Source organism: Haloparvum alkalitolerans (assembly GCF_055381565.1).
In genome coordinates this window covers 1,823,904-1,849,264 of record NZ_AP043938.1, presented here as the reverse complement: position 1 = coordinate 1,849,264, position 25,361 = coordinate 1,823,904, and the positions used below count along the sequence as shown (strand labels likewise).

Genomic DNA, 25,361 nt, shown 5'->3' with positions numbered 1-25,361 from the left:
CTGTTGATCCAAGCGGCGCGAACGACCGATGCGATCCGCTTGAGGGTTGACGGAGTAACCTCGGATATCCAGAGAATCGCGAAGGTCTGAAGCGTGGATAGAAGGGGGAGTTGGTAGAGAAAGAGACGGTTCGGGGCCGAAAATGGATATTGAGCGCAGGAAGATTAGGTTGGACTAATAGTAGAACGGGCTAGTAGTCGTTGAGATACCGTTTGATGTATGGATGGAACTCGTCGAACGGTGGCCGGAAGACCTGGAAAGCACCATGCTGATCGTCGCCGTTGAGCTCGGGATCGTTACGATCGAGGTGAGAGGAATAGGCGGTCGCGAGATAGTGCTTCGAGTCGACACCCCCGGTTGCGGCCGTTTCGTAGAAATGTTCATAGGTTCCAATACAGCCGTCGATGACTACAGGTTCACCCAGTTCCGCCTCGGCAACGCGATGGACGGCCTCAGTACGGGATTCGTTTTTGAACACCGTCCCACCGGGAACGAACCATTCGCCTTTCACGGGTTCGTTTTCTCGTTTTCCGAGGAGTACGCCACCGTCGTGTTCGATCACAAGGTCGACTGAGACGAGTGGGACATTTGCGACGATCGTGCGCCACTCGTCGTCCGCAATCGGCTTTTCGCTGTCAGTCATCAGCTGAGGTAGTAATCGACTGTTCGTTTGAGCGCGTCTTCGAAAGAGTGCTGGGGCTCCCAGCCCAGCGCTTTGATCTTGTCGGTGTCGAGCGCGTATCGCTGATCGTGGCCGGCGCGGTCCTCTACGAACTCGATGAGATCGTCGGATGCGCCGACGGCATCGAGGATCGACTCGGTAACTTCGAGGTTCGTCTTCTCGGCATGGCTACCGATATTGTACACTTCACCAATGTTGCCCTCCCGAAGCACTAGATCGAGTGCGCGACAGTTGTCTTCGACGTAGATCCACTCACGTACGTTCGACCCGTCACCGTACACAGGGAGACTCTTCCCGGTAGCTGCGTTCTGGATGAACTTCGGAATGAGCTTCTCGGCGTGTTGTCGTGGGCCGAAGTTGTTACAGGTTCGAGTGATGACCACGGGGAGGTCGTGTGTCGTTTGGAAGCTGTTCGCGAGTAGATCCGCACCTGCCTTCGTCGCGGCGTAAGGATTGCGTGGGTTGAGGGGGTCGTCCTCAGAGAAGGTCCCGTCAAGCACCTGGCCGTACACCTCGTCGGTTGAGATTTGCAGGAAGCGATCGAGATCTGCCTCGTTGGCCGCATCAAGCAATGTCTGTGTTCCCTGGACGTTCGTGCTTACGAAGGGTTTCGCGCCCTCGATGGAGCGATCGACGTGTGATTCTGCGGCGAAGTTGACGATCGCGTCGACATCGGCGACGAGTTCCGTAACAAGTTCTTGATTACGGATGTCCCCCTCGACGAACTCGTGGCGTGGGTCATCGAGGACGCCTTCTAGGTTCGTCTTTGAGCCCGCGTACGTTAGTGCGTCCAGTGTGACGATTTCGTCGTCAACGTGGGTGTCAAGCACGTGGTGTACAAAGTTGGATCCGATAAAGCCGGCACCGCCTGTGACGAGGAGTCGCATACTACCTTACTCTCAACAGCACCTATTTATATTCCTGTTGAAATACCGAACTATGCGTCTTCTCGTCGTCGGGGCGAACGGACTTCTCGGTAGCAACGTCGTTTATACCGGTATCCAGCGCGATTGGACGGTCGCAGGCACGTACCACTCGACACGACCTGAGTTCGAAATCCCGCAGACACAGTTCGACCTCACAGATTCCGAAACGTTCGACGAAGTACTCGAGACTCATGACCCGGATCTCGTAGTTAACTGCGCCGCGATGACAGATGTGGATGGGTGTGAAAAGAACCCTGATCGGGCAGACGTGATCAACGGTGATGCACCGGGCGCGTTGGCGTCCCAGTGTGCGGCAAATGATGTCGAGTTCGTCCACGTCTCGACCGATTACATCTTCGACGGCACCGCGCGGGACCCGTATTGTGAAGGAGACATGCCAAACCCCGTCCAAGTGTATGGCGACTCGAAGTTAGCGGGCGAACGAGCGGTGCAGGAGGCAGACGGGGACCACCTGATCGCGCGGCTCTCGTTCGTATGGGGCGTCCATCGGAGTTCGGGTGAGCTTAACGGGTTTCCGGCGTGGGTCCGTGACCGGCTGGCGTCGAGTGACACTGTCCCGCTCTTCACCGACCAGTGGGTGACGCCGACGCGGGCAGGTCAGGCGGCTGCGACGCTGCTTGATTTGGTCGACTCGGATGCAACCGGGCTGTACCACGTCGCTTGTCGATCCTGTGTAACGCCCCACGAGTTCGGCGAGGTACTTGCCGGTCAGCTCGAATCAGATGCGTCGCTGCTCAAAGAGAGGTCGACCGACGATGTCAATCGGGACGCGACACGCCCGACGTACACCTGTCTCGATGTGAGTACCGTCGAGTCGCGACTCGGCCGGCCACAGCCGACGCTGGAAGCGGACGTGAGAGAAATCAGGGACGCTGTGCGCTAGATCTCGTAGCGCTCGCGGTTTTCGAGGAAGTGCTCGCGCACCTCTTCTGGTAGGTCGTCGAACCGGAGGACTCCCTGACAGCCGAGTCCGGGACACTTCATCACGCGGTTAGACTCGAGCTCATTCGCGGCGACGACGGTGCCACAGTCCGGACAGGAGTGAGTGATGATGCGCATGGTTACAGTTTGAGCTGGGAGTTCTCGCCGACGACGAGGCGGCGGCCCTCGGGGAGATGATTCTCCGCACTCTCGACGTTCGCGCTCCGGCCAAGGAGACTGTCGACGATTCGCCCCGACGCCGTGATCGTCGAGTCGCCGATGACGACGCTGTTCTCAATGTGCACGTTCTCGAGTGTGGAGTTCGCGCCGACCGAAGTGTATGGCCCGACATAGGTACCGCTCTTGATGACCGTATCTTCAGCGATCGAGACCGGCCCGCGGACGACCGCGCCGTCCTCGATGACCGCAGATTCGTGGAGTTCGATACGGCCGTTAACCTCTGCGCCGTCCTCGACCGTACCTGCGGTCTCAAGTACTTTGTCCTCGAGGACAAGCCGGTTAGCGTGGAGGATGTCCTCGGGCTTCCCGGTGTCCTTCCACCAACCCGTAACAACGTGCGAGTCGATCGCGTGGCCGTCTTCGAGTAGGTCCTGGATGGCATCCGTGATCTCGAGTTCGCCTCGCCACGACGGTTCGAGGTCGTCAATGGCGTCGAAGATCGCGGCAGAGAAGACATACATCCCGACAAGTGCGAGGTTCGTTGGCGGGTCGTCAGGCTTTTCGATGAGCTCCGTAACGTTGCCCGAATCGTCGACGCCCGCAATTCCGAACGCCTGGGGGTTCTCGACCTCTTGGAGCGCGATACCCGCGCCGTAGTCGCCCGCTTGGAAGCTCTCGACGAGGTCGGTGACACCCGACTTGAGGATATTGTCCCCGAGGTACATTACGAAGTCGTCGTCACCGACGAAGTCGCGGGCACAGCCCGCGGCGTGCGCGAGCCCGAGCGGGTTCCCTTGGACGATGTACGTAATCTCGACCCCGTACTTCGAGCCGTCGCCGAGGAGTTCCTGAATCTCGTCGCGACCCTTGTTGCCGAGGACAACCCCGATCTCGGTGATTCCTGCCTCCTTGAGGTCGTCGATGGCGTATTCGAGAACCGGTTTGTTCGCCACCGGGACGAGCTGTTTCGGACCGGTGTGAGTGATCGGGCGGAGGCGTGAACCTGTCCCGCCGGAGAGGAGTACACCTTTCATCGTTCACCCGTCCGGGTTCTCGTCCCAATCCAGCGGAATGTGGTCGGTGTCCGGCGGTAGCCGTTCCTCGTCCGGGTCCTCGTAATCGTAGAGATTGGTCGGAAAGTTCACTAGGAAGGACGGTTCGTCGCCGATAGCCTTGAAGCCGTGCCAGCAATCGCCCGGAATCCGGATGACCTGCTGACTGTGCTCGCCGATGACGAACGTGTCGAGGTTGCCCTCCGTAGGTGAATGCTCGCGGTCGTCGTAAACGCCGACCTTGATTCGCCCCGAGGGACAGACGAAGTGATCGACCTGTCCTCGATTGTGCTTGTGCCACGCCCGGACGACACCGGGGTACGTCATCGAGTAGTAGGACATTGCCGGTTCTGGGTCATACGTGTCCCAGTCCTCGCGGAACACCTCGACCAGATGGCCGCGCTCATCCGCGTTTACTTGGAGGTCGCGGACCTCTACGCCCTGTATCATGTGTTGAATGACCAATTCTATGAATTTACAGTTTGGGATTTGAGAAAGCAGTATACTACTTTTCCATGCATTCTTGGCAGTACTAGATTAAACTACCTTTCGGGCTTCCACGTGCGATTACAAAATAAAATAGCTTGAACACTGTTTGGACAGGTTCTACTACTGTACAATCGAAGGGGCAGACTTTCATAATAGTGTAGAATAGTGGTGAATAGAGATTTACTCTGTGAGTACTGATTAACGCTACTGACGACGCCTCCATGTCACCAACAAATCCTCAGACGACGGTACATCTGGTAGTTGACTATCTAGCATACCATTCAGGTCAATCCAAGGTTGCAATCACTCGGGCCAAGGCGCTCGAAGAATTTGGGTATCACACTAAGATCTGGGCCGCTGATGTGGATTTTGAGTTTGCCGAGTCGAAGTTTGACATTGAGACAGTAAGTAATGTTGGTCCGGTTGGTATGCCGTTACTCGCTCGCCCAATCTCTGTACCGGACGAGGATGTCGTTCTTTTGGAGGGGGGCGCCTTGGGGAACTTCTTTCTGCACAATAACAACGTCATTTACGTGAACCACGGCTTTGTCCCACGTAACGTCACAAACACACGAAGAATCTCTCATATGGCGTATATCGCAACCAGAATACCGCAGTTGCGGTACGCTGACAAATTGTATTCCGTCTCCGAGTACGCCAAAAATCAGCTTGAATCTAAGTTGGGGTACCACTCATCAGTGGTCTACAACCCCATCGATACTGATCGGTTTAGGCCCTTAGACACCAACCAACATCATGAGTTGGGGGTCCTTTCTGGGAGCCGCTCACTAGCGAACGCTCTCGAACAAACGGATATTGAGATATATTCACCCGAATTCATCGCAGAAAATGATTTACCGGAGTTCTACTCTAGTCTTTCGGTATTCTGCCATCTGACTGAATGGGATAGTTTTGGACTTCCCGTCGTTGAATCGATGGCGTGTGGCACACCACCTGTCGTACTAGAGAATTCTGCAAAAAGAGAGATCGTCGGTATGGAAGAGTTGATTGCTGGCTCACCTGATGAAGCGGTAGAGATGATTGAGCAACTGATTGATGATGATAGAACCCGTGAGGAGCTAGGTGAAAAAAGCCGGTTGAGGGTTAAAAATATGTTTGATCATATAAGAACAGTCCAAGATTTCATGCTAGAATTATCAAATTTATAGGCAGTGCTCAAATTCGCTGGTTTCATACAATATCGAACATCTGAGCCACAGATTAGCAGTATTTGTGACAGTGTTGCTCAAATCGTTTCTTCACCAGGCTTGGAGCACCTTAGACTCTGACCACTACGGATCGCGGAGTTGATCTGAAACAGTCAACTCAACGCTAAAGCGGAAGTAAGGTGCGTTCATCCGTTTACGACGATGGTGGTAGTTCCGCAAACTCACTATCGCCTGTCTTAGTCAGAACACTAAATGAAAATTTAGCTTTGATTCACGAATTTATTATATAGACTATATTACCACCCCACATACGATGGTAAAGTGATCTACTTATTCTGAATGTCGCTGCATCCATATTTCCAGCAAGTGTACGTACTGGATTGTCGTGTGAATCAAAGTGACGACGGCTCGGTGTTAGCTGAGAATATCTAACATCAAAACGCTCGACTATCTTCTGAATATCCGCTAATGTCCACCAATGAACGTGGCCAACATCGCGCTTTGAGTCTTCCCACGTAAAAATACCAAGTTTGTTCTGTGCCCGACGGCAGTAATTATACTCGATCGGAACTTTAGCAATCACCGTTTCAGCAATTCTGATGGCTTCCTCAAGAACTGTTACTGGCTCCCTCACGTGTTCTAAAATATCCATGAGACAACAAACATCGAATTTTTTGTCCTTAATTGGGGTTCTTTGTGCGTCTCCAACGATACAACGTTTCTCGTCGGCGATCTCGTCGGCCACGTACACAGCTCGCGTCGAAAAATCAAGACCAACAGTTTCCTCCGCATCAAACCACTCAGAGAGAAGGCTGAGGACTTCCCCCGACCCAAAACCCAGTTCAACTATAGAGTCGCAGGAGGTTATTCCTGCTTCCTCAAGAACCTCCGTCACGTGAGACACCTTCCAAGCAGTCACATCCTCCTTGAGATTAAACAAATGATTCTCTTCGTACATTCTCTGTAATTCTCCATCACTTTCAATAGCCATAACTAATCAATATCAACGTGGCCACAAATAGCTACTTCATCAACACATTAAGCAGTTTAGTATCTCACAAATCGGTAATCGCCCAACGGCGGTGTTCAGATAAGGATTGAAAAGTGAGGCGGTGCGTTTTCAAAGTGATCTATGCCCGAAAACGACCGCCTCAGCGGCTGTTTAGACGAGATCAACTTAGAGTTTGTGGAGCGAGAGGCAACACCGCCGCTGTTGATGAAGCTCAGTATTCAGCTTCATTTGTCTGGATTGTCGCTTTCGAATACTGTTTCATTTCTTGAGGTATTCGGTGTTGATCGAGTTCGCTCCACCGTGCATAACTGGGTTCACAAGGCCGATTTACAGCCGGAATCTGGTCGAAGTCCGAATCACGTTGCGGTTGATGAGACCGTGATTCAGCTTGACGACGAACAATATTGGCTGTACGCCGCCGTTGATCCTGATTCAAACGATTTGCTACATACAAAGCTTGAACCGACGAGAACGAACGTGATCGCAGATCAGTTTTTTGCTGAACTTCGCGAAAAACATGATGTAGATAACGCGATCATTCTCGTTGATGGTGCGGTTCCTCTTCACCGAGCATGTGAAAAACATGGCCTCGATTTCAGATACGAACGACATGGAAATCGGAACAGCGTCGAACGTGTCTTTCGTGAGGTAAAACGCAGAACTACCAGCTTCTCAAACTGTTTCAGCAACGCCGAAGCAGAAACTGCTGACGAGTGGCTGATATCGTTCGCTTTCGCATGGAATCAGCTTATCTGAACAGTACCCGCTGTCGCTCCACAAAATCCAAATCAATCCAGTTCGTGCATCCACTGAGGCGGGCGATTTCTGGTATAGACCACCAAGAAATTCTCCCGCTTCACTCTTCATCCTTAACTAAACACGACCGTCAATAGACACCAAAAATTCAACAATCGAGACGCTATCCGGTGATAATCCAGTCAATTGGAGTCGGATACAAGGCTTCGTCACCAGCTCGTGTGTCTCCTCTTTCTCCAGAATGTCTAACTCGATACAACGCTTTTACTGCTGAGGTGGCTGAAACAGAGCATGAGTTACTCGACTTTTAGACTACCCCATTCCTGATCGCAACGCCACCATGAAGTAGAAACTTATAACATACTCATTCTCGTACACAACACATCTATGAAACGGAAATTTGGGATACTATTTTTCCTTTTGCTTAGTATATCTGTCTACTATATACGGTTCTTGCCACAACAGGGCATTCTTGTCTTTTTAGCTTTTCTTGCAGTTTGGTCAGCTTTCATTTCTCTGCTTTTCTTATATAGTCGCCGTTTCACAAACTATTTTGCACTTATATCATCAATAATATTCACATTTCTCATACGGTCTTTTTATAAGCAGTTTCCCGGTGTGCTTGTCGGCCCTTCCTACCAGCCATCGTATCGGACGCTCAGTAATGTCGTTGAGGTGGGTTCAGTTAGCCAACAGTATTCGGGAGTGACAGACGCACAATACCCCGGCTCTTACCTCTTAGGGTCCGCAATTAGGGTAGTTTCGGATTTAAGCATCTTCACCACTGTTCAGTGGACGGGAGCTATAATTACTTTGTTATTTCTTTTGTTTGTATTCCTAGCTGGACGGCAATTATTTGGTCTACGTCCTGCAACGTTAACTGTCATACTTCTTTCTGTATTTCCCCGTTACGTGTTCATTCATAGTAGTTTCATTAAAGAAACAATAGGGATCGTATTTTTTGCCTTGATTCTATATTTGTTAACTCTCCGATTGGTTCCAAGAGAGGATATATCTCGTGAGCAATGGTCGTTACTTGCAACATTGGGAATAGGTGGAGTGACGATCTCACACCATCTTGCAGCTGCAATCTCGCTTACCTTATTTAGCTCACTATTTATCAGCCAGTATCTTCCACTTTCCAATGAGCCGACAACTCGAAGCATAGATATTACTGGATTTTCCATACTTACAAGTGTTATAGTAGTTAGTTTTTGGATTTATGTTCAACAGAGTCCGCTCTTATTGACGATAACGGAGTTGTTGACCGCATTGCAACCAACTAGTTCATCGACAGGTACACCTATCCAAATTGCCGGAACTCCTGGGTCAGCATTTACTTATCCATGGCAAGATCTCTGGAATATAGCTTGGAATTCGTCCTTTATTTTAGGTCCGATAGCGGGTGTCGGGAGTATTCTAACATCGTTACTTATTCCTAAAAGACGTTGTATTTCAAGCGGGCTTATTGCGTTTGGAAGTTTAATGGCTATGTTCACATTAATTCTAACTGTGTTTTCATCTGCGTCATCTTCAGGAGCAGCATGGGGAGGAAGATTTGTAGTCTATGGCTTGGCTGCGTTGTATTTGGTGAGTACAGCCTTAGTACCCAGAATGCCGCGTCTCCCTAATGCAAAGGTTTTTGCTGGAGTTCTACTTGTGAGCGTTTTGATCCTACAGGGTTTTGCGACACCACCTAGTCTCTATATCGATAGCGAACAGCCAATTGATGTAGATAAACACTCATATTATTCGCAACCGTCAGAGAAAGTAGCGGTAGACTGGACGACCGAGAATTCGTTGGGTGGTAATCTAATACAAATTGACATTTGGTTGTATGAAAGAACAGTAAGCCTATATGAAAGTCCAATACAAGATCGAATGAGACGAATACAGCAATGTGGAAGGCGTGACCTCCCCATTTCGGTTACCTCAATAAATGCATTACCTAACAGTCCAGACTGTGAGTTCATCGATCGATCAAAAGTTTTTGATTCGGGTACAACAAAGGTAAATATTCAATAATTCAATCACCAATCGGTCACCGGTCACTATTATGAGAAATCAATACTGGAATTTGTAGGTATGACAAAATTGATCAGTGTAATAAATAGTAAAGCATATTCAACTTCAACTCAGAAATATAATTAAATGTCACGGAATATTATCTGGCTTACATTGGAGAGTATTCGGAAAGATCATTTATCAATATATGGACATCACCGTGAGACGACACCTGAATTGCAATCATTAGTTAATACTGGAGAAGTCACAGCGTTCCCATCATGCTACGCACACGGTATTTGGACACGGGCCTCCAGCGCATCCATTCTGACTGGACGAGCCCTTAGCGACCATCGGACTGGCTTTGACAGAGATCAATTGCCCAAGTCGGTCAAGACCGTCCCGGAACAGTTCAGTGAGATGGGATACAGAACGGTCGGTATCTCAAACAACACACAGGTTTCTTCTGCCACAAATTTGGATCGAGGATTTGACGATTTTCACCATCTTACTCGAGATACGCTGCTTGACACGGTTCCACTCACCACGATCGCTAAGTATTTATTAAATATTCGACGTCATTCTGCTGGACTGTCACAGAATACACGAACTGCCTGTACGAGTTATATCCAGCAAGATCTAGCGAAACGTGAGTTGAATAAGCACCAGTCAGCTGACGACCCGCTATTCTTGTATATGCACCTGAACGATAGCCACCACCCATACTGGCCACCAGTCACATGGCGAGATACATTTGCGTCCGAACTCCCGATGCCGATGAATAAGGCGCTTGATCTTGCGATAGATATGAGTGAAAATCTCCATGCACGAATCGGTGAAGGTGCCGACTATTCGGAAAAAGAATTTACTGCACTCAGAGTCCTTTACGACATGCTGATTCGATATATTGACCATATTGTAGCAGACCTGATAGCGGAGGCACGCCGCAAACTTGACAATCCAATTATTATCGTAGTTGGGGACCACGGTGAGCTTTTCGGTGAGGACAGTCTCATTAGCCATACGCTCACTATCAATGACCAGCTGACCAATGTTCCATTCATGACTGCTGGTATAGATGGGATTGAAGCTGTTGCAAATGAGATCGTCCAACCTGCAGACGGATTACAGATGGTCTTCAACGAAATAGATGCAGATATAAACGTTCCAGCTGGTCAAGACCTACGACAAGAGTCACGAGAGTTCGCCATTTCAGAGGTAGGTAAGGGTCACCTAAATGATGCACTAGATTTAATCAGAGAACATAATCCAGACTACCAGCCACCATCTCTGCCAGTTGCAGATATACGGTATTACCAGTCTAAAACTGCTAAATACAGATATGCCGACATTAAGCACGCTGGGGTTGACGACGTCCCATCTGATGTAACCGATGAAATCGCTGATTGGATAGACGAACATGAAGCAGAGCGCGAGGATAGCGATGACTCATTTGACGAGAAGACCATGGAGCGGTTGAAAGATCTAGGCTATGTCTGACAAACATTAATTGACGATTATTTATATACTATGTTCAAATCGTCCCTCTTATCAAAGTAGAAATTTGTTGGTTCTATATGTCGTTGGGCAATGATGGGGCCAAAGTATTCATTTGGAATATGTCTAAATTGGGTCTCTCTTTTTTATCGATAGCAGTTATTTCTCGAATAGTCCCAAGGTCAATTCTAGGAACTTATTTTTTATATATCTCTGTGGTTTCCGTTGTGGGAACTCTTTCGCTTATCGGAGTTGGCGAGGGGCTCGAAAAGAGATTATCCGAAGGCAAAAACAAGGCAGAAATCTTTTCTACTGGTGTACTCATTGTCTTACTCATATCCACACTGTTAGCACTTTTGAGCTACATATTCAAGTCCCAAATAGAATCTTATCTCAATGTTTCGATCGCATATGTAACTCTTGGCCTTTTTTTATATATACTCTTAGTAGGGCTACGAAAGGCACTGAACGGCAATTTAGCTGTCCCAAATACAATATTCTCCCAATTTCTGCAAAAATTACTATTTTTTGTATTTATAGCTTTCTTCTATTATTCTGGGCGTGTGAATATCAACGCAATTTTAATATCCTACTTAGCATCAATCTGTATCGCGCTAGTTTATGTTAGCATAAAATTACCCATTGGAATATCTACACCAACAAAAGACGCTGCTGAGAAGATATTTACTTTCTCTATCTTTGCAGGAATCTCTCAAGTATCTGAACAGGCTTACGATAGGACCGACATCCTTCTCATTGGCTTCTTCCTTGTCTCTTCATCTGTTAGTATGTACGAGATCGCTTGGCAAGTATCGCTTATCCCGATGATAATAGCACAGTCTCTGGGTGCGGTCATCCGTCCGCAACTCAGTGAATGGTGGGTGGAAGGAAAACAACAACTAGTCGAAGACGTAGTGTACCGGTACTTCACTCTCACACTGGTTTTGCTCATTCCAATTGTTGTAGGTGGCTGTCTCCTTGCGGGTGAACTGTTGTCAAATTTGTTCACCGCAGAGTACGGCGCAGCCAGCGTCGTATTGATAATCCTCCTTCTGGAAAAGATTCCACAGACTGTCGGTGGCATCGCTCGTGCAATACTTTATGGGTTAAATTTACCCAGAGGACTAATGTGGGTGAGCTTCTGTCTATTAGTGACAAACATCGTATTGAATATCATCCTCATCCCCACCGCAGGGATCGAAGGGGCGGCAATTGCTACGTTGGTATCCGCTATGGCGATGTCGGTCTCGGCACTGTGGTTCGCGTCGAAACACATCGACCTTCGCGTCGACTGGCGAAGTCTAACCTGGTCTGTTATTTCCTCGGTAGCTATGGCTCTTGTTTTGGTTCTTATCGATTCACAGTTCAGTATTGATGGGATTCCCCAGCTACTAGGACTCGTAGCCACTGGCGGTACTCTGTATTTCATCGTCCTCCTCGCAGACAGTCATATCCGCACACAAGCAGTTGAGACGGCCGAATTGCTTGATGTTAGTTTTTAATTTCTCACGATCCCCCTCTGGCGTCGACTACCTTGCCATCGCAGATTCGAACGTCCGGATGTATGCTTCGGCAATTGTGTCGAAAGCAAAATTCTTTGCCGCGTAGTTACGGCATGCCCGGCGGATGTTCTCGGGATCCTCTTCCACTCGTCTAGCGACCGCTTCCATCGCCGCTGCTATTGTCTCTGCGTCGTCGTCTAGCACAATTTCGCCTAGTTCCTCAGCGGTGATGATTTCGGAGACATCACCAACGTCCGTACTCACAATTGGTGTACCACAACTCAGAGTCTCTTTGACCACGGTTGGAGATGCTTCGTAGAGCGAAGGGAGGCAGAACACGTCAGCTGCGGCCATATACTGGGGTACCTGTTCGAAGGGGACCTCACCCTTAAATCGGACATTCGGATTCGTTACGTAGTTTTCGAGTTCATCCCGCATTTCACCCCTACCAAGAACAATTAGCTCCGTTTGGGGGTTGTTTCGGCTGACAATATTGAAGGCATGGAAAAGTGATTTCAGGTTCTTCTGTTTGGAAAGACGCCCGGCAAACAGGTATGTTGTTACCCCTTCGGTGACCTCGGCATCATCGGTCTTCTCCGGGGAAAAGAAGTCTAAATCAACACCGCTGGGAATTGGCTTGTTCTTCACTTCGAACCAGTCCCCATGTCGTTCCGATAGCCGTTTCTGCGGCTCGGGCCCCGCTGTCGTCGTTTTATCAACTCGCTGGATTATCTCCCGTTCCAGTTTTTTGTAGGGTACCGAAGCGGTACGGGATACCATTGGATAGTTAGCGTCAAGCCAGTCAAGCGGAACTCCGTGGAACGTACAGACTGTCGGTGTCTTTGTCTGTTTCAGTAAAAATGGAAGCATGACTAATGGATGGTGAGTATGTATGACATCCAGGTCTTCGAGATCCCCTGTGTCGATTTTTCGATAGAGATTAAATATAAACCTCCACCAATTATCGGAACTATGCTGTACAGGGTGGTGACTCAAATTTTCGATGGGTTCCCGTTTAGTGGTCAGTTCGACATCAAATAACTCTACCTTATGCCCTTTTTTGGTTAGTGACCGGACAAGATTGTTGCAATAAGTAATTCCACCACCTGTCCGAAGTTCACATGGATCGTAGTTGTAGGCCACTCCTACTTTCATGATAGTAATATGTTGCCTGCGTGTTTATTAAGAATTACGTCATAGATGGCCTCTCCTTAGACTGCTCTCATCAAAGAATATAATAAGATAAGTTGAGACTAGCAACACACATTGTCAGCTAGCCCTTTTCAATCATCGGATCGACTGAAATTAGACGAAGGACACATATCTACTGCCGCCTATCATTTCGTACGTTCTCAGGACGAAATGTCACACATTCATGTTTAATTCGAAGTTCGCTACATTCGTCGAAAAGGTTACCGAGGCAGATAGTTGGCTGTCCGCACTTGTGCTCGTGGGGTCACACTGGACGTTTCAAGGGCTATTTAATATGTCTAGAACGGAGTGCGCTTACAAAGTCGGTCTTGACGTGCTTTTGACCGCAATATTATACAGTATATTAAACAAGCATATTGGTGGGAGAATTGGGATTATCGCTTCGGTGCTAATCGCTCATACACTTAATTTCATATTTAATGGGCACATATTTGTTGTGTTAAAGAACGTTGATCTGATTCACACTGATGAGAAAACCTTCTATAATTATTGCGAGTTTCTACGAGATCTCGGGGCGGAGCACGAAAGCATCGAGGCTGTCGTGGCACTGGGTAGTCTCTCAAGAGATGAACTTCACAGTACTTCTGATTTAGATATTAGGATTATTCGAAGCGATGGCGTCTTAAACGGAATTTTCGCGTGTTGGTTAACAACACTAGCGAGGAGTAGAGCGTTGTTTGATAAATTCCCGCTTGATATCTTTGTTCTTGAAAACGCTGAAGAGTTGTCGAAAATACGTGAGGATGAACGAGAGAACCTGATTGTTCTCTACGATAAAACGGGCCTGTTCGATTAATGCTCCCTTCTGAGCTGTGCTTGGATTTCATGATGAATCGATTCCGGGGATTTTGAAGAATCGATAACAGGAAGATCAAGCCTATCTGCGAGGATCTGATAATACTGGATTTTCTCCGAGATGTTCCTGTCAGCTTCGACATCATCTCTTCTATCACGAAGCGTATCTTCATCGGCCAACAAGACGAATACTTCCGCGTCGTCGGGAATTAACCTAAAAAACAAATTGCAGACCGCAGTGTCTATGAAATCTGGCTGGTCGATAGAGAGCATAATATTCACGACCGTATCGTGAATGAAGCGGTCACAGACTAGTGATTTGCCGAGTTGGCTTCGTGGCCACGCGACCGCTATTAGATAGGCAAGTAGTGTATCGACTAGGAGTAGGACAGGGTACAGCTTTGTAAGGATTTTTGAACGCTCAAAGTGATGGTAACCGACCTCTCTGCCACTATCGAGTGTCTCTATTTCGCTCAATCCAATGAGCCGGGCAACTCCAAGTAGCGGCAGCGATAGGTAATGATTGAATCCGAGCCACCGATACTCACAATCGTGACCGTGGTTTGATAACAATTCCAGCAACATGTCGGCCTGCGTTGATTTCCCGGCACCATCGGGCCCAATAATGCAAATCAGTCGACTTTCACTCATTGTATTCCCTCCAGAATCCCTACGAACTGTTCTCGTGATTCTTCCCAAGTCGGGTGGTCACTTATCCGTTCCCGATTTGCCCGACCGACCGCGTTCGAGTCTGCCAACCGTGCCTCCAGCCTCCTCGCCAGCGAGTCAACATCGTTGGGCACAACGAGTTGGGATCGATCACCGACGAGCTCTGGCAGCCCGTCGGTGGTTGTCGTCACGACTGGTCGCCCGACTGCCATCGTCTCCAAGATGCTTACCGGTACGCCGGAGATGACAATTTTGTAGGGCAGGGCCACCACGTCACTGGCCCGAAGGTGGGCTTTGACCCCCTCCGGCGTGAGGTTCTTCGGCAGGAGCACGAAGGAGTCGGCCACGCCTAGGTTCGATGCAAGGTCCGTCAAATACTGCTCCTCGTCGCTCAGCCCGCCGCCGTCCTGTCGTGCGAGGACGACCAGAATCGCGTCCGTCGACGTGGTTAGCTTCGCGAACGCCTTCACAAGCGTATCCGTCCCGCGAAGGGTCAGTGGCGAGGTAAAGTAGAGAATAATCGGATCGCCGTCTGGTGCTAGCTCCGCTTGTACGTCTTCTACGGCGCTCTCTGGCGGCAGTTTACGGTCAAACGGATCCAATCCGGGCCTGACGACATCGACGGGCGTCGTCGTCCCGGTGTCGGCAAGCGCGTCACCCGTACTGCAGGTCAGCGTAATAAGGTGATCATACTGGTCAAGGTGCCGTCTGGCAGCGATGTCCGGTGTTAGTGCCCCGGCAAGGTGGCCAATCAGGTACGAGGAGTGCCGATAGAACTCGGCAGCGCCGACGCCGACCACGTCCCCGAGTTCGTACAGGGGACTCGTCATGACGGCGATGGTCGGAGCCTGGACTTCGGACGCGAGCGAAGTCGGCCGAAACAGACTAGAGGGCCCAAGCACTGTCGCGACCACGTCGGGGTCCGCTCGACGGACTGTGTCGACGAGCGCCGTGGAGGGTCCGGTCAGCGTCCCGAGTGAATCGACGGTGTGGGTTGCTACTCCGTCGACCTCAGCCTCGGTGTCGGTGACCACGAGTGGTTCCACATCCGTATCAAGCCCACGTGTTAGTTCTGCTACATACCTCCATGGCTGTTTACGAAGCTTGCTCGGTTCGAACTCGAAGCAGACGAATACCAGTTTCATGCGTTCATGCTTGTCTCGTAAAGATCTAGGTAGCGGTCGGCGACCGCGTCCCAGGTGTACTCCCGCTCAACTGTTTCTCGACCGCGCGCTGCGAGTCGTTTCCGGGCTTCGGGGTCACGCAGGAGTCTGAGTACCGCCTCGCTCATCTCTTCCGGCGCCCGTGCCGGGACGAGAATGCCGTTCTCTCCGTCATCGATGACATCGAGGGCTCCGCTTACGGCCGTCGAGATAACAGGAGTCCGGGCCGCCATCGCTTCCAGCAGGACCGTTGGAAGTCCTTCGTAGTGCGAGGGAACGATGAATAGCGTAGCCTGCTGATAGAGGCGCACCAGGTCCGCCCGCGGCAGGTGTCCGAGAAAGGAAACATCCCCAGACAGTCCAGTGCCGCTAAGTTGATCTTCTAGCTGCTCGCGAAGCGGACCCTTACCGACGATCTTCAGCGGGATGCGCTGTTCGTCGGGCAGTTGCTCCCACGCGTTGAGCAGGTCCGCGATTCCCTTGCGATAACTCAGTCGACCGACGAACAGCCCAAATCGTTCGTTGGTGTCCGATACACCGTCGAATTCGGAGATATTCACACCGTTGCCGACCACGTGTATGCCTGAGAGCCCGAAATGTGTCGCAAGCTCTTCCTTCACCGAGTGTGCGACTGTCGCGAGTTCTGTCGCGGATTCAGCTTGCGCAGCGATTGTCCGTCTGCTAGTGACTCGTGTGAGAAATCGGTGTGCAAGCGCACCGGGCCTGATCGAATCGGTCTGGTTAGCATCTTCGACGACAGAAGTGTGGATGGTCGAGACCACCGGTATGTCGATATCTACCGGCGGTGTCAATGGTGTGTGGGTGTGAACGATGTCCGGGCCGAGCTGACGGAGTCGACGACGCAGGAAGATCCCGTGTAGGTCCACGTGGAACGGGTAGGCTGGAATATACGGTACCTTTTTGATCTCGAGCCCGTCGTGTGTTGCGGACATCCCTTTGAGTCCACCTCTCGTGACGATAGTTATTCGATGGCCCCGTTCTTGGAGCTCCTTCGAGAGGTTGTATGTGTAGTAGCCAATCCCCTCTTCGGGTGGCATTGGGGTCGATACGATCATCGCGACGTGCATTATTCAGTCCACCAGTCGTTCGATATTCGCCGACAGATACGTCACTAGTTCTCCGGATGACGTGGTTTTCGTCTGAGTATATGCTAGCGCGTCGTCGATCGCAGCTTTGAGTTCGTCAGCCATCTTCACGATGAAGACACCCTCTCTTTCCCTGAGTGCGGCCGTCAGCTCGAGTTGGTGGTCATCAATATGTTCGTCGTATTGCTTTCGCCGCGGCATCAACACGATTGGCTTTCCGTACGAGAGGGCCGTCAGAATCGTCCCTGCGCCGGCGTGCCCGACTATGACCGACGCATTCCGGTAGTAATTGTTGATCTCAGATTCGGCGACAAAATCGAACCACTCCATGTTTTTTGGCCGGTAGGTCGAGTGCCCGACCTGTGTGACCACCTTGTCGTATTCGTCCGCGATTTCGTCCAATCCGGATAGTAATCGGTTGAACGGCTGATCATGTGTCCCTACTGTCCCGAATATCATACGATGCTTCCTCGAAACTCTGCCTTTTCACCGTATTCCTCAAGCAGTTCCGGCCACTGGACGAAGAAGTGGTCGACAATAGGATACACTATGCGTCCCGTTGTTGATCGGCTGGTGACACGGCACCAGCTCTCGACAAAGATAGTCGTCGCTCCGAAGATCTCGCCGGCGACAAATGCGGGGATTGCAATCTCGGACCCCGTGCTCACTACGAGATCTGGTCTGTGCGACCAGAACCACCGAAGTATTTGCTTGAACGCTATTGTCATTGATATAGGGTTTGTCCCAATGTTCTCCAAGGTATACGCTTCTATATCAAGCTGGTTCGTGCGCTCACTTTCATATGTTATATAGAACTGATCGTGCCCATCAAACGCGTCAGCGATCATTTGAAGTTCCGTGAGATGTCCTCCGTGAGATGAAACCATGGCTACCTTCATACGTTAAGAAGCGAATAATTGAGTTTGTATACTGTGTTCGCAAATTTCTTTCCAAATAGATCAAGCATACTGTATGTGAGTTGATCTTCTGGAATCTTGACTGCGAGCTTGGAAAGTACTGTTTGTGGATCCTTTTTTACTGTGTTTATGTCCATAGTTAGACCTTCCCGCATTCCTCGTAGCTTGTTTCGAATTCCTTCGGTACCGCTCAGAACTGCGAATCCAGTAGTTAGCAGTTCAGTCAGTAATAGCGACGGTAGCAACATCATTGTTGTCTTCATGTTGAGGTACTTCCGGAGTATGTAATATCGTCCTCGTTCAAGGTGATAGATCTTTTTCGCCGGAACCTGGATATCCTCGTAGTCATGACATATTATTGCATCAGGGATGTAGCGGATCTCAATATCGTTTAGTGCCGCTCGCCATGACAATTCCACATCTTCCATGTAGAGGAAGAGCTCCTCATCAAACCCACCTATCTCCCTGTACAGCTCCGTACGGAGGGCAAAGCACGCACCGGAAAGACCAGAAAGTCGCTCTGTTTCCGAGAGTTCCATAGGTGGCCGATAGAAACCTCTAGTAAAGCCCAGGCCTGTAAAGTGATCAATATTCCCACAAGTGTTGATATGTTTCCCGTCATAGGTGAGTATCTTTGGTGTCGTAATTCGGTTTTTCATCTCTGCGAGGGGCTCTAATAACGCTTCGAAACAGCCTGATTCGACCCGAGTATCTGGATTCAGAATGACTGTAAATTCCGTATCTATACTGCTCACACCAACATTGTTTCCGGCACCATATCCCCTGTTTTCCGCCATTGTAAACAACTCTACGTCAGGGAATTTCTCCGATACAATATCTTTTGTTCCATCAGTTGAACCGGTGTCAACAACGATGACTTTCGCCGGATTCTCAGCCAGAGAACTCCGAAGACACGTTTCGATAAAATCTGCATGGTTATAGGTAACAACGACGACAGTGGCGTGTGTTGTGCTATTTGTGTCCATTCTAGCTCTTATTCATAACATTGTTAACTGTGATCATTTTGATCTTCCAACAGTTTTGACTAATCTATCAATTATTCGCCTCAGTCGAAATTCTCTCATATAGCACCATGGACATTCTTAATCGGGGCGGGAGACCATGTTCTTCACCTGGCTCAAGACGAGTGCACTAAAGAGACACACAATCCCTGTCAGAACCAAGAACCCGCTAATTAACGCCCGCCACTGATGGAAAGCCGCAGTAGTTTGGTAGAGATATGCAGTTTGGAGTAACAGCGCACCTCCAACTCCGAGCAGCAATAGTGCCGGCACACCAAAGAACAGCAAGGGATGCCGGTCCCGGATTAGTTGCGTTACGAACACGGCGACACTCAATCCGTGGGCAAGCGGGTTGAACGTCTGTCCATCGATGCCGTCATACCTTACATCGATAGGCACCTCATCGATCTTAAGTTCACGATTTGCTGCTTCGCTGATCATCTCACTTTCGACGCCCATCCCGTCCGTCTGGAGGTTCAAACTCGAGGCCGCCTCGGGCGAGAACGCCCGGAACCCGCTCTGAGTGTCGCTCAGGTTCTCTCCAGACGATCCCAGTGTCAGGGTGTCGAGCACACGCTGCCCGAATCGTCGATGCAGCGGCGTCTCAGTCTCTTCCTGCTCGACGTATCGACTTCCGATCGAGATGTCACAGTCGCCTTCAAGGACGGGTTCAACAACATCTGGGATGTCCTCGGGAAGGTGTTGTCCGTCACCATCGAGGATCACGAGGCTGTCAACACCATCGATATTCGTAGTATACTTCATGAGCGTTCGGATCGCGCCGCCTTTGCCCTTGTTTTCCTCATGTTTGATCACCGTCGCTCCGACGTTCTGAGCAATCCGGACCGTATTGTCGGTGCTCCCGTCGTCAACGACGACGACCTCATCGGCGTATTGCTGTGCCTCCGAGACGACACTGCCGATCGCAATCTCCTCGTTGTACGTCGGAATACCGGCGACGATTGTGTCGGATGTAGTATCGATCGGTTCCTGTTCCAAAGGAGCCTCTCGCTCGCCATTCACACCCGATGTTGCGTAGGTCGACATTATTCACCTCCTTTATTGACTACGTGGAATGGCCATCCCCTCGAACTTCCCAACACCATAGAGTATTTAGAAGATAGTGAATTTATGCTCACATAAGTGTTATGCTATCTTTACTAGCTTATTCTGATAGTAATGCGTACATAATATACTAGATAGCGCCGTACAGCACCAATATTGTGCAGTCTTTTACACATTAATTATGTATTATTAGATCCTGTATAAGTGGAAGAATCCACCCATCGCAAGAGCTCTCTACAATTCTAACCGCACCCTTCAACGACACCAGACAAGGCCACTACTCTTGAGTACCGTGGCCGAGGGACACGTGTATGTCGGAGTCTACCCCCTTCAAGAGTACGGGCCATAGACCAGATGCCAAATTCTGATAGCGACCTGAAAATGTTTATGTGCGATGACGAATAGGTTGATAGACATGGATGCCATCGTGCTGGCGGGTGGGTACGCAACGCGGCTCTGGCCGGTCACGACGCATCGGCCGAAGATGTTTCTTCCACTGGGGGACAGCACCGTCATCGACCGGATCTTCGCGGAGCTTGAGGAGGACGACCGCGTCGATGACGTGTACGTGTCGACGAACGAGCGATTCGCGGGCGAGTTCCGCGAGTACCTCGCCGCGGCTGACTTCGAGAAACCGGCACTCTCCATCGAGGACACGACCGGCGAATCGGAGAAGTTCGGCGTCATCAGCGCGCTTGCACAGCTCGTCGACCGCGAGGAGATCTCGGACGACACGGTCGTCATCGCGGGCGATAACTACATCAGTTTCGACGTGAGCGACTTTCTGGACTTCTTCCAAGAGGCCAAAAGCCCGACCATCGCCGCCTATGACGTTGGCTCTCGCGACCGCGCCACCTCGTACGGCGTTGTCGAACTCGAAGGGGACCGGATCGTCGACTTCGCGGAGAAACCTGAGCACCCCAAGAGTTCGCTCGTCTCCATTGCGTGCTACGGCTTCCCCAGCGACTCCATCGACTTGCTGGAGACGTATCTCGAGGAGGGGAACAATCCGGACGAGCCGGGCTGGTTCGTGCAGTGGCTGCAGGACCGGACGCCGACGCACGCGTTCACCTTCGACGGCGCGTGGTTCGACATCGGCACCGCGGAGAGCTATCTCGACGCGGTCGAGTACGAACTCGACGGCGAGGCACTCGTTGCTGACGAGGCGACCGTTGAGAACACGAGCATCGGGAGCGGCGTGCAGGTGCTCGGCGACGCGGTCGTTAGGGATTCGGACCTTGCCCGAACCGTGATCTTTCCCGAGACGGAAATCGCGAACGCCTCCGTCTCCGAGTCGATCATTGACCGCAAGTCCACAGTCGACGGGGTCGATCTACACGAGAGTCTAATCGGCCAGCATTCACAGCTCGAGGACCCAGACACCGACACGGCTCCCGAGACGACTGCGAACGCGGACGAAACGGTCCAGGCGGACGACTGATCGGCGACAACCGGTTTGTCCTCGGAACCCTTGAGCGGCCATTTCACGTCTACGGCGTTTCGTTGCCCGGAACTACGATATCCGGATCCCGAAACGCCCCACGCACGACCGCGTAGAATGCGCCGAAGACGACGCCAAACACGAGCAGCGTGCCGAGACTCCCAACATGGAGGGACGGAAACGGCGCCGCACTCACGAGGGGGACACCGACGACCACGCCGCCGATCCAACTGACAAGTCCGACGCTCGCACCCACGAACGCACCGTGAGTCGGCTCGAAGCGTGCCCGCTCGACGACATCACTCTCCACGACCGCGGCCGTCCCCACACTCAGCAGTCCCCCACCGAGGGTCACAAGCAGGCCACCGACGAGGACGCTCGAACTGCCGACCAGTCCCGCCACGGCTGGAAAGGCCTCCTGAATGCTCACGCCGACGCCGAGAACGATCGTCGCGAGCGTTCCCGCAGCCGCGGTCGCGGCACAGACGACGAACGCGTGTTCAAGCGGGCGGCGCGCGACGAGGCCCCTGTTCCGCACGCGGACAGCAAGCCGGAAGCCGGCGACCGCGACGATGAACAGGAGGATCGACGCGAAAATGCTCCAGTGCTCCTGCGCGCGGACGGCCGGTCGGTCAAGCGTGTAGTGAAGGGCGAAGAGCTCCATCCAGGGAGAGTGGTGGAAGCCGTACAGTGTCTCCGCAGCTACGGGCGAGATGTGGTGCACGTCGGGCGCGATGCCCCACACGCCGCCGATCGGGAGCAGCCAGATGGCGAGTTCCCGATCGAGATCGTAGCGAAGCATGAGCGGAGTTGCCACCAGCAGAAGGAAGGCTGCACCGACGAGGAAGTGGGCGATCGCGGGGGCCATCTAGCCGGATGTTCACGGAGCAGCGCCTAATAGGCCGGGGCGACGTTCACACCCCGCCGAAATGCTCAATGCTCGCTCGCGGCGAGGGCACGACCTGCGCAGCCGTCCACGTGCCGACCAACACCGCGATCTCGACCGCGTTCTCCTACCTGATCAAAGGGAAGGACGGGTGCGACATCTCCCAAGGGCCAACCACTTAACCCACGGTCCACCAGACACGCCTACATGCCGACGGATCCCCGCCGCGTTCTCGCACTTGCTGCCTGTTGTCTCCTCTTGGGTAGCCTCTTCGTGCTTGGGGGGGATGGGCTGGCCCGCACCACCCGACCCCGGACTGGATCTCGCGGTCGCGGATGTCGACCCCGCAGACCATGCAGGCGACCGGATCCAGGCGGGTGGTGTGGTCGTCGACACGGATCCAGTGGTTATCGAGGTCGAGGCTGACGGGCCGGGTGAGGAGCCCCAGCTGCTCACGCTCGAGAACGCGCCGCCAGTCGCGGAGGGCCAGAACGTGATCGTCGCCGGCGAGCTGACCGATGACGGCACACTGCAGGTCGACCCTGACCGAGCCATCGTCCGCGAGCCGTGGGAAGTGCTCTATATGTACGGTATCTCGACGTTCGCGGCCCTCCTCATTGCCGGCCGCGGGATCAACGGGTGGACGGTCGACCGCGAGACGTGGTCGGTCGTTCCCAGAGACGTCCCGCTGCACGAACGACTCCGCACGAAGGAGGCGCGCGATGACTGATCTGTTTACCCACATGCTCGTCGGGTACTGTCTCGCGACCGTCCTCTCGTGGCACGTGGACTGGATCACGCCACCACTCGTCACGCTCGCGATGGGTGGAGCCATCCTCCCGGACTTGAACCGGATCGATCTCCTGGTCTCGGACGAGCTCATCGCTACGATGCTTGGCATCCCCTTCTCGTGGATGCCCCTCCACCGCGTGGGAGGAACGCTGCTCGTCGTCTGTCTGGGTGCGTTGCTCACGTCCGCGCGCCATCGACGAGCAGTGTTCGCACTGCTCGCGCTCGGTGCCAGCTCGCACTACACGCTCGACTTCCTGCTCTACAAGCCCTCGGGCGTGTCCAGTCCGCTGCTGTGGCCGTTCATCACTCACGGGTTCGCCATCGACGGCATCTTCGTCAGTACCGACCGCTGGCCGGCCGCGGTCGCGTTGCTCGCGGCCGCGACCGTGTGGCTGGTCGATCGGCGACGCGCCAGCTACCAAGCGACCCACAGGGACTCGTGACTCCCAAGATCGCGGATCGACCGTAGCGCATCCGGATGGCCGGCCTACGCCGCGCGAACCTAGCCGCCCGAACGCCTCGAACGCGGCCGCGTGATCGGTAAGCCACGAGGTGGAGAATAGACTGCTGAATATGTGACGAACTCTACGCGACGACTCTTTGCGGAAATCCCCACACCCATCAAGGAGAACACATGCGAGGATCTACGCACCGAACTGGATGCGATAACCGTCGATTGATGCGGCATGCTGGGGACTAGTATCGGGAAGTATTGCTGGTACATCAGCCACTATGATGCTCTTGGCTGAGAGCAATCTATGGTCTTGAAAAATGTCGCCTGCCCTGAATGTGGTAACGCTGTTTCATTCACGATCGAGAGTATTGAAGAGGTTTCGTCGATTTGGTCGGGCCCCGGCATTGCAGACTATGACGAACACTGTGGAAATTGCGGTGAGAAAGTCCACATTGACGTCGTATTGGAATAGCCTCTCAGAAAATCGGAAATCATGACACATTCCATCCTAGGCACCACCTGCACACTGATTCCACGCTGAATCACCGGGGTGTCCCAACCAAAGCAGTATGCCGGGGGACGATCGCGGGCTACTCCCTGTCGCGACATCTTGATCATGGAACGGGCGTGAGACAGCCTGCAGCCGTGGATGAACGGGTTTCTCATTTTCCGGGTACCAGGTTCTGCATCGCTTTCGCTCCTCCGACCGCTATCAGGTCTTCCTGAGCACACCCCGGGTGTCAATGGATGATCAATATATATTGACGGGCTTTGAGGGGGGCCACATGAATCGCCGATACGCCACGTACGTCGGGAAGGCGTGCGCGTACGTGACGCGGTCGACCGGCGAGGTGTTGGTGTTCAACGGGCCGGGCCACGAGGAGCTCCAAATCCCGAAGGGAACGATCGAGACCGAGGAACGGCCGCGGGACGCGGTCGGCCGCGAAGTTCGAGAGGGGACCGGCCTCACGAAGCTCGCGGCCGTCAGCCCGGTCGCGACCGATGTGTGGACGCGGCGCCAGTACCCACCGAAGCGGTACGTCCGCCACTTCTTCCACGCACGGGTTGAGGAACCCCGCGACAGCTGGTCCCACGACGTCCGCGATGGGGGCGCCGAACACGGCGCCACGTTCGAGTTGCAGTGGATGGACCCACAGCCATCGACAGCCTCGCGCTCGATCTCGATGCGTACCTCCACGCCCTGCCACTCGCGGAGTGTGCAGACCGCCCCGAAACTGCGGACGGCCCATCGACCGCATCGGACTAGTCAAGTCCCGAGGCGGTTCACCGATTCGTCGCCGACCCCGGGACGACTGAGCGACAGTTCTTTGAGTACCACCCGCGTACCACGCAGTATGAGCACGGACGCGGGCGACAACGGCGATGGGGACATGGTGAAGTTGAACGTGAAGGTCCCGAAGCGGCTTCTGGAGGAGATCGACGAACTGGCGGATGAACTGGAGTACACCACCCGCTCGGAGTTCATCCGTGAGGTTCTGCGCGACACCACAGAGCCGATTCTGACGCCTGGCGCGCAGGAGGGTGTCTCGGAGGGGTACGCGGATGTTGCAGCGGGGCGGACGATGTCCACGGACGAGGCCCGCGAACGTCTCGATATCGACCACTGA

General features: G+C 52.4%; 26 protein-coding genes and 2 pseudogenes. 12 read left to right on the top strand and 16 right to left on the bottom strand.

The window, feature by feature from the left end; translation table 11 throughout:
* Positions 1–190: 190 nt before the first annotated feature.
* Positions 191–643, bottom strand: a complete 453-nt coding sequence (locus tag ACZ432_RS11570; protein WP_426962269.1) for an NUDIX domain-containing protein — start codon at positions 641–643, stop codon at positions 191–193.
* Positions 643–1,569 carry a dTDP-glucose 4,6-dehydratase gene (gene rfbB, locus ACZ432_RS11565; protein WP_426962270.1) on the bottom strand — a complete coding sequence of 309 codons (927 nt, stop codon included), beginning with the start codon at positions 1,567–1,569 and terminating at the stop codon, positions 643–645. The genes ACZ432_RS11570 and rfbB overlap by 1 nt, the downstream gene beginning before the upstream one ends.
* 52 nt (positions 1,570–1,621) lie before the next feature.
* Here rfbB and rfbD point away from each other — a divergent pair, with 52 nt between their 5' ends.
* The gene (rfbD, locus tag ACZ432_RS11560; RefSeq protein ID WP_426962271.1) at positions 1,622–2,512 is read left to right on the top strand and encodes a dTDP-4-dehydrorhamnose reductase; all 891 of its coding nucleotides are present in this window, start codon (positions 1,622–1,624) and stop codon (positions 2,510–2,512) included.
* On the opposite strand, the gene ACZ432_RS11555 is transcribed toward rfbD, so the two are convergent.
* The 3 genes from ACZ432_RS11555 to ACZ432_RS11545 are packed head-to-tail and all read right to left on the bottom strand — an operon-like array spanning position 2,509 to position 4,232.
* Positions 2,509–2,688 carry a hypothetical protein gene (locus ACZ432_RS11555; RefSeq protein WP_426962272.1) on the bottom strand — a complete coding sequence of 60 codons (180 nt, stop codon included), beginning with the start codon at positions 2,686–2,688 and terminating at the stop codon, positions 2,509–2,511. The genes rfbD and ACZ432_RS11555 overlap by 4 nt on opposite strands.
* A gap of 2 nt (positions 2,689–2,690) precedes the next feature.
* Positions 2,691–3,764, bottom strand: a complete 1,074-nt coding sequence (locus ACZ432_RS11550) for a glucose-1-phosphate thymidylyltransferase (protein ID WP_426962273.1) — start codon at positions 3,762–3,764, stop codon at positions 2,691–2,693.
* A 3-nt stretch (positions 3,765–3,767) separates the two neighbouring features.
* On the bottom strand, positions 3,768–4,232 hold the full coding sequence (locus tag ACZ432_RS11545) for a dTDP-4-dehydrorhamnose 3,5-epimerase family protein (protein WP_426962274.1): 465 nt from the start codon (positions 4,230–4,232) through the stop codon (positions 3,768–3,770).
* Positions 4,233–4,492: 260 nt separating this feature from the next.
* Between ACZ432_RS11545 and ACZ432_RS11540 the strand changes: the two genes are divergently transcribed.
* Positions 4,493–5,440 carry a glycosyltransferase family 4 protein gene (locus ACZ432_RS11540; protein ID WP_426962275.1) on the top strand — a complete coding sequence of 316 codons (948 nt, stop codon included), beginning with the start codon at positions 4,493–4,495 and terminating at the stop codon, positions 5,438–5,440.
* Between the two features lie 271 nt (positions 5,441–5,711).
* On the opposite strand, the gene ACZ432_RS11535 is transcribed toward ACZ432_RS11540, so the two are convergent.
* The gene (locus ACZ432_RS11535; RefSeq protein ID WP_464378855.1) at positions 5,712–6,398 is read right to left on the bottom strand and encodes a class I SAM-dependent methyltransferase; all 687 of its coding nucleotides are present in this window, start codon (positions 6,396–6,398) and stop codon (positions 5,712–5,714) included.
* 174 nt (positions 6,399–6,572) lie between these two features.
* Here ACZ432_RS11535 and ACZ432_RS11530 point away from each other — a divergent pair, with 174 nt between their 5' ends.
* Positions 6,573–7,208: an IS6 family transposase gene (locus ACZ432_RS11530; RefSeq protein ID WP_426962277.1), complete on the top strand. Its 636-nt coding sequence runs from the start codon at positions 6,573–6,575 to the stop codon at positions 7,206–7,208.
* A 7-nt stretch (positions 7,209–7,215) separates the two neighbouring features.
* On the opposite strand, the pseudogene ACZ432_RS11525 reads toward ACZ432_RS11530, so the two are convergent.
* Positions 7,216–7,284 (bottom strand): annotated as a pseudogene (locus tag ACZ432_RS11525) (IS6 family transposase); the annotation flags it as partial.
* Between the two features lie 836 nt (positions 7,285–8,120).
* On the opposite strand from ACZ432_RS11525, the gene ACZ432_RS11520 reads away from it, so the two are divergent.
* The 3 genes from ACZ432_RS11520 to ACZ432_RS11510 all read left to right on the top strand — a co-directional run bounded on the left by ACZ432_RS11520 (position 8,121) and on the right by ACZ432_RS11510 (position 12,211).
* Complete coding sequence (locus ACZ432_RS11520) at positions 8,121–9,233, top strand: hypothetical protein (protein WP_426962278.1); 1,113 nt, start codon at positions 8,121–8,123, stop codon at positions 9,231–9,233.
* Positions 9,234–9,359: 126 nt separating this feature from the next.
* Positions 9,360–10,712, top strand: a complete 1,353-nt coding sequence (locus tag ACZ432_RS11515; protein ID WP_426962279.1) for a sulfatase-like hydrolase/transferase — start codon at positions 9,360–9,362, stop codon at positions 10,710–10,712.
* A gap of 77 nt (positions 10,713–10,789) precedes the next feature.
* Positions 10,790–12,211 carry an oligosaccharide flippase family protein gene (locus ACZ432_RS11510; protein WP_464378854.1) on the top strand — a complete coding sequence of 474 codons (1,422 nt, stop codon included), beginning with the start codon at positions 10,790–10,792 and terminating at the stop codon, positions 12,209–12,211.
* Positions 12,212–12,238: 27 nt separating this feature from the next.
* On the opposite strand, the gene ACZ432_RS11505 is transcribed toward ACZ432_RS11510, so the two are convergent.
* Positions 12,239–13,366: a glycosyltransferase family 4 protein gene (locus tag ACZ432_RS11505; protein ID WP_426962280.1), complete on the bottom strand. Its 1,128-nt coding sequence runs from the start codon at positions 13,364–13,366 to the stop codon at positions 12,239–12,241.
* A 331-nt stretch (positions 13,367–13,697) separates the two neighbouring features.
* Here ACZ432_RS11505 and ACZ432_RS11500 point away from each other — a divergent pair, with 331 nt between their 5' ends.
* Positions 13,698–14,219: a nucleotidyltransferase domain-containing protein gene (locus ACZ432_RS11500; protein WP_426962281.1), complete on the top strand. Its 522-nt coding sequence runs from the start codon at positions 13,698–13,700 to the stop codon at positions 14,217–14,219.
* Here ACZ432_RS11500 and ACZ432_RS11495 read toward each other — a convergent pair.
* The 7 genes from ACZ432_RS11495 to ACZ432_RS11465 all read right to left on the bottom strand — a co-directional run bounded on the left by ACZ432_RS11495 (position 14,216) and on the right by ACZ432_RS11465 (position 20,142).
* Complete coding sequence (locus ACZ432_RS11495; RefSeq protein WP_426962282.1) at positions 14,216–14,869, bottom strand: nucleoside/nucleotide kinase family protein; 654 nt, start codon at positions 14,867–14,869, stop codon at positions 14,216–14,218. The two genes, ACZ432_RS11500 and ACZ432_RS11495, sit on opposite strands and share 4 nt — an antisense overlap.
* Entirely contained in the window at positions 14,866–16,032 is a 1,167-nt protein-coding gene (locus ACZ432_RS11490) for a glycosyltransferase family 4 protein (RefSeq protein WP_426962283.1), read from the bottom strand. The genes ACZ432_RS11495 and ACZ432_RS11490 overlap by 4 nt, the downstream gene beginning before the upstream one ends.
* Positions 16,029–17,138, bottom strand: a complete 1,110-nt coding sequence (locus tag ACZ432_RS11485; RefSeq protein WP_426962284.1) for a glycosyltransferase family 4 protein — start codon at positions 17,136–17,138, stop codon at positions 16,029–16,031. Before ACZ432_RS11485 ends, ACZ432_RS11490 begins: the two co-directional genes overlap by 4 nt.
* Before the next feature lie 3 nt (positions 17,139–17,141).
* A complete protein-coding gene (locus ACZ432_RS11480; protein ID WP_426962285.1) occupies positions 17,142–17,615 on the bottom strand; it encodes a glycosyltransferase in 474 nt (157 codons plus the stop codon).
* Positions 17,612–18,055 (bottom strand): PssD/Cps14F family polysaccharide biosynthesis glycosyltransferase, encoded by a 444-nt coding sequence (pssD, locus tag ACZ432_RS11475; RefSeq protein WP_426962286.1) that lies wholly within the window; start codon positions 18,053–18,055, stop codon positions 17,612–17,614. The genes ACZ432_RS11480 and pssD overlap by 4 nt, the downstream gene beginning before the upstream one ends.
* Complete coding sequence (locus ACZ432_RS11470) at positions 18,052–19,059, bottom strand: glycosyltransferase family 2 protein (protein ID WP_426962287.1); 1,008 nt, start codon at positions 19,057–19,059, stop codon at positions 18,052–18,054. Before ACZ432_RS11470 ends, pssD begins: the two co-directional genes overlap by 4 nt.
* 117 nt (positions 19,060–19,176) lie before the next feature.
* The gene (locus ACZ432_RS11465) at positions 19,177–20,142 is read right to left on the bottom strand and encodes a glycosyltransferase family 2 protein (RefSeq protein ID WP_426962288.1); all 966 of its coding nucleotides are present in this window, start codon (positions 20,140–20,142) and stop codon (positions 19,177–19,179) included.
* A gap of 433 nt (positions 20,143–20,575) precedes the next feature.
* Here ACZ432_RS11465 and ACZ432_RS11460 point away from each other — a divergent pair, with 433 nt between their 5' ends.
* Positions 20,576–21,601: a sugar phosphate nucleotidyltransferase gene (locus tag ACZ432_RS11460; RefSeq protein WP_426962289.1), complete on the top strand. Its 1,026-nt coding sequence runs from the start codon at positions 20,576–20,578 to the stop codon at positions 21,599–21,601.
* A 49-nt stretch (positions 21,602–21,650) separates the two neighbouring features.
* Here ACZ432_RS11460 and ACZ432_RS11455 read toward each other — a convergent pair whose 3' ends face one another.
* Positions 21,651–22,469, bottom strand: a complete 819-nt coding sequence (locus ACZ432_RS11455; RefSeq protein WP_426962290.1) for a hypothetical protein — start codon at positions 22,467–22,469, stop codon at positions 21,651–21,653.
* A 400-nt stretch (positions 22,470–22,869) separates the two neighbouring features.
* On the opposite strand from ACZ432_RS11455, the gene ACZ432_RS11450 reads away from it, so the two are divergent.
* The 4 genes and pseudogenes from ACZ432_RS11450 (at position 22,870) to ACZ432_RS11435 (ending at position 25,361) form a co-directional block, all read left to right on the top strand.
* Positions 22,870–23,217 (top strand): hypothetical protein, encoded by a 348-nt coding sequence (locus ACZ432_RS11450; protein WP_426962291.1) that lies wholly within the window; start codon positions 22,870–22,872, stop codon positions 23,215–23,217.
* Positions 23,210–23,722, top strand: a complete 513-nt coding sequence (locus ACZ432_RS11445) for a metal-dependent hydrolase (protein WP_426962292.1) — start codon at positions 23,210–23,212, stop codon at positions 23,720–23,722. The genes ACZ432_RS11450 and ACZ432_RS11445 overlap by 8 nt, the downstream gene beginning before the upstream one ends.
* A gap of 796 nt (positions 23,723–24,518) precedes the next feature.
* Positions 24,519–25,000: pseudogene (locus tag ACZ432_RS11440) on the top strand (NUDIX hydrolase).
* Positions 25,001–25,088: 88 nt separating this feature from the next.
* Complete coding sequence (locus ACZ432_RS11435) at positions 25,089–25,361, top strand: ribbon-helix-helix protein, CopG family (RefSeq protein ID WP_426962293.1); 273 nt, start codon at positions 25,089–25,091, stop codon at positions 25,359–25,361.

Excerpts from the sequence above, each read along its gene's own strand:
- ACZ432_RS11570 (WP_426962269.1), bottom strand. The coding sequence starts at position 643 with ATGACTGACAGCGAAAAGCCGATTGCGGACGACGAGTGGCGCACGATC.
- rfbB (WP_426962270.1), bottom strand. The coding sequence starts at position 1,569 with ATGCGACTCCTCGTCACAGGCGGTGCCGGCTTTATCGGATCCAACTTT.
- rfbD (WP_426962271.1), top strand. The coding sequence starts at position 1,622 with ATGCGTCTTCTCGTCGTCGGGGCGAACGGACTTCTCGGTAGCAACGTC.
- ACZ432_RS11555 (WP_426962272.1), bottom strand. The coding sequence starts at position 2,688 with ATGCGCATCATCACTCACTCCTGTCCGGACTGTGGCACCGTCGTCGCC.
- ACZ432_RS11550 (WP_426962273.1), bottom strand. The coding sequence starts at position 3,764 with ATGAAAGGTGTACTCCTCTCCGGCGGGACAGGTTCACGCCTCCGCCCG.
- ACZ432_RS11545 (WP_426962274.1), bottom strand. The coding sequence starts at position 4,232 with ATGATACAGGGCGTAGAGGTCCGCGACCTCCAAGTAAACGCGGATGAG.
- ACZ432_RS11540 (WP_426962275.1), top strand. The coding sequence starts at position 4,493 with ATGTCACCAACAAATCCTCAGACGACGGTACATCTGGTAGTTGACTAT.
- ACZ432_RS11535 (WP_464378855.1), bottom strand. The coding sequence starts at position 6,398 with ATGTACGAAGAGAATCATTTGTTTAATCTCAAGGAGGATGTGACTGCT.
- ACZ432_RS11530 (WP_426962277.1), top strand. The coding sequence starts at position 6,573 with ATGCCCGAAAACGACCGCCTCAGCGGCTGTTTAGACGAGATCAACTTA.
- ACZ432_RS11515 (WP_426962279.1), top strand. The coding sequence starts at position 9,360 with ATGTCACGGAATATTATCTGGCTTACATTGGAGAGTATTCGGAAAGAT.
- ACZ432_RS11510 (WP_464378854.1), top strand. The coding sequence starts at position 10,790 with ATGTCGTTGGGCAATGATGGGGCCAAAGTATTCATTTGGAATATGTCT.
- ACZ432_RS11505 (WP_426962280.1), bottom strand. The coding sequence starts at position 13,366 with ATGAAAGTAGGAGTGGCCTACAACTACGATCCATGTGAACTTCGGACA.
- ACZ432_RS11500 (WP_426962281.1), top strand. The coding sequence starts at position 13,698 with ATGTCTAGAACGGAGTGCGCTTACAAAGTCGGTCTTGACGTGCTTTTG.
- ACZ432_RS11495 (WP_426962282.1), bottom strand. The coding sequence starts at position 14,869 with ATGAGTGAAAGTCGACTGATTTGCATTATTGGGCCCGATGGTGCCGGG.
- ACZ432_RS11490 (WP_426962283.1), bottom strand. The coding sequence starts at position 16,032 with ATGAAACTGGTATTCGTCTGCTTCGAGTTCGAACCGAGCAAGCTTCGT.
- ACZ432_RS11485 (WP_426962284.1), bottom strand. The coding sequence starts at position 17,138 with ATGCACGTCGCGATGATCGTATCGACCCCAATGCCACCCGAAGAGGGG.
- ACZ432_RS11480 (WP_426962285.1), bottom strand. The coding sequence starts at position 17,615 with ATGATATTCGGGACAGTAGGGACACATGATCAGCCGTTCAACCGATTA.
- pssD (WP_426962286.1), bottom strand. The coding sequence starts at position 18,055 with ATGAAGGTAGCCATGGTTTCATCTCACGGAGGACATCTCACGGAACTT.
- ACZ432_RS11470 (WP_426962287.1), bottom strand. The coding sequence starts at position 19,059 with ATGGACACAAATAGCACAACACACGCCACTGTCGTCGTTGTTACCTAT.
- ACZ432_RS11465 (WP_426962288.1), bottom strand. The coding sequence starts at position 20,142 with ATGTCGACCTACGCAACATCGGGTGTGAATGGCGAGCGAGAGGCTCCT.
- ACZ432_RS11460 (WP_426962289.1), top strand. The coding sequence starts at position 20,576 with ATGGATGCCATCGTGCTGGCGGGTGGGTACGCAACGCGGCTCTGGCCG.
- ACZ432_RS11455 (WP_426962290.1), bottom strand. The coding sequence starts at position 22,469 with ATGGCCCCCGCGATCGCCCACTTCCTCGTCGGTGCAGCCTTCCTTCTG.
- ACZ432_RS11445 (WP_426962292.1), top strand. The coding sequence starts at position 23,210 with ATGACTGATCTGTTTACCCACATGCTCGTCGGGTACTGTCTCGCGACC.
- ACZ432_RS11435 (WP_426962293.1), top strand. The coding sequence starts at position 25,089 with ATGAGCACGGACGCGGGCGACAACGGCGATGGGGACATGGTGAAGTTG.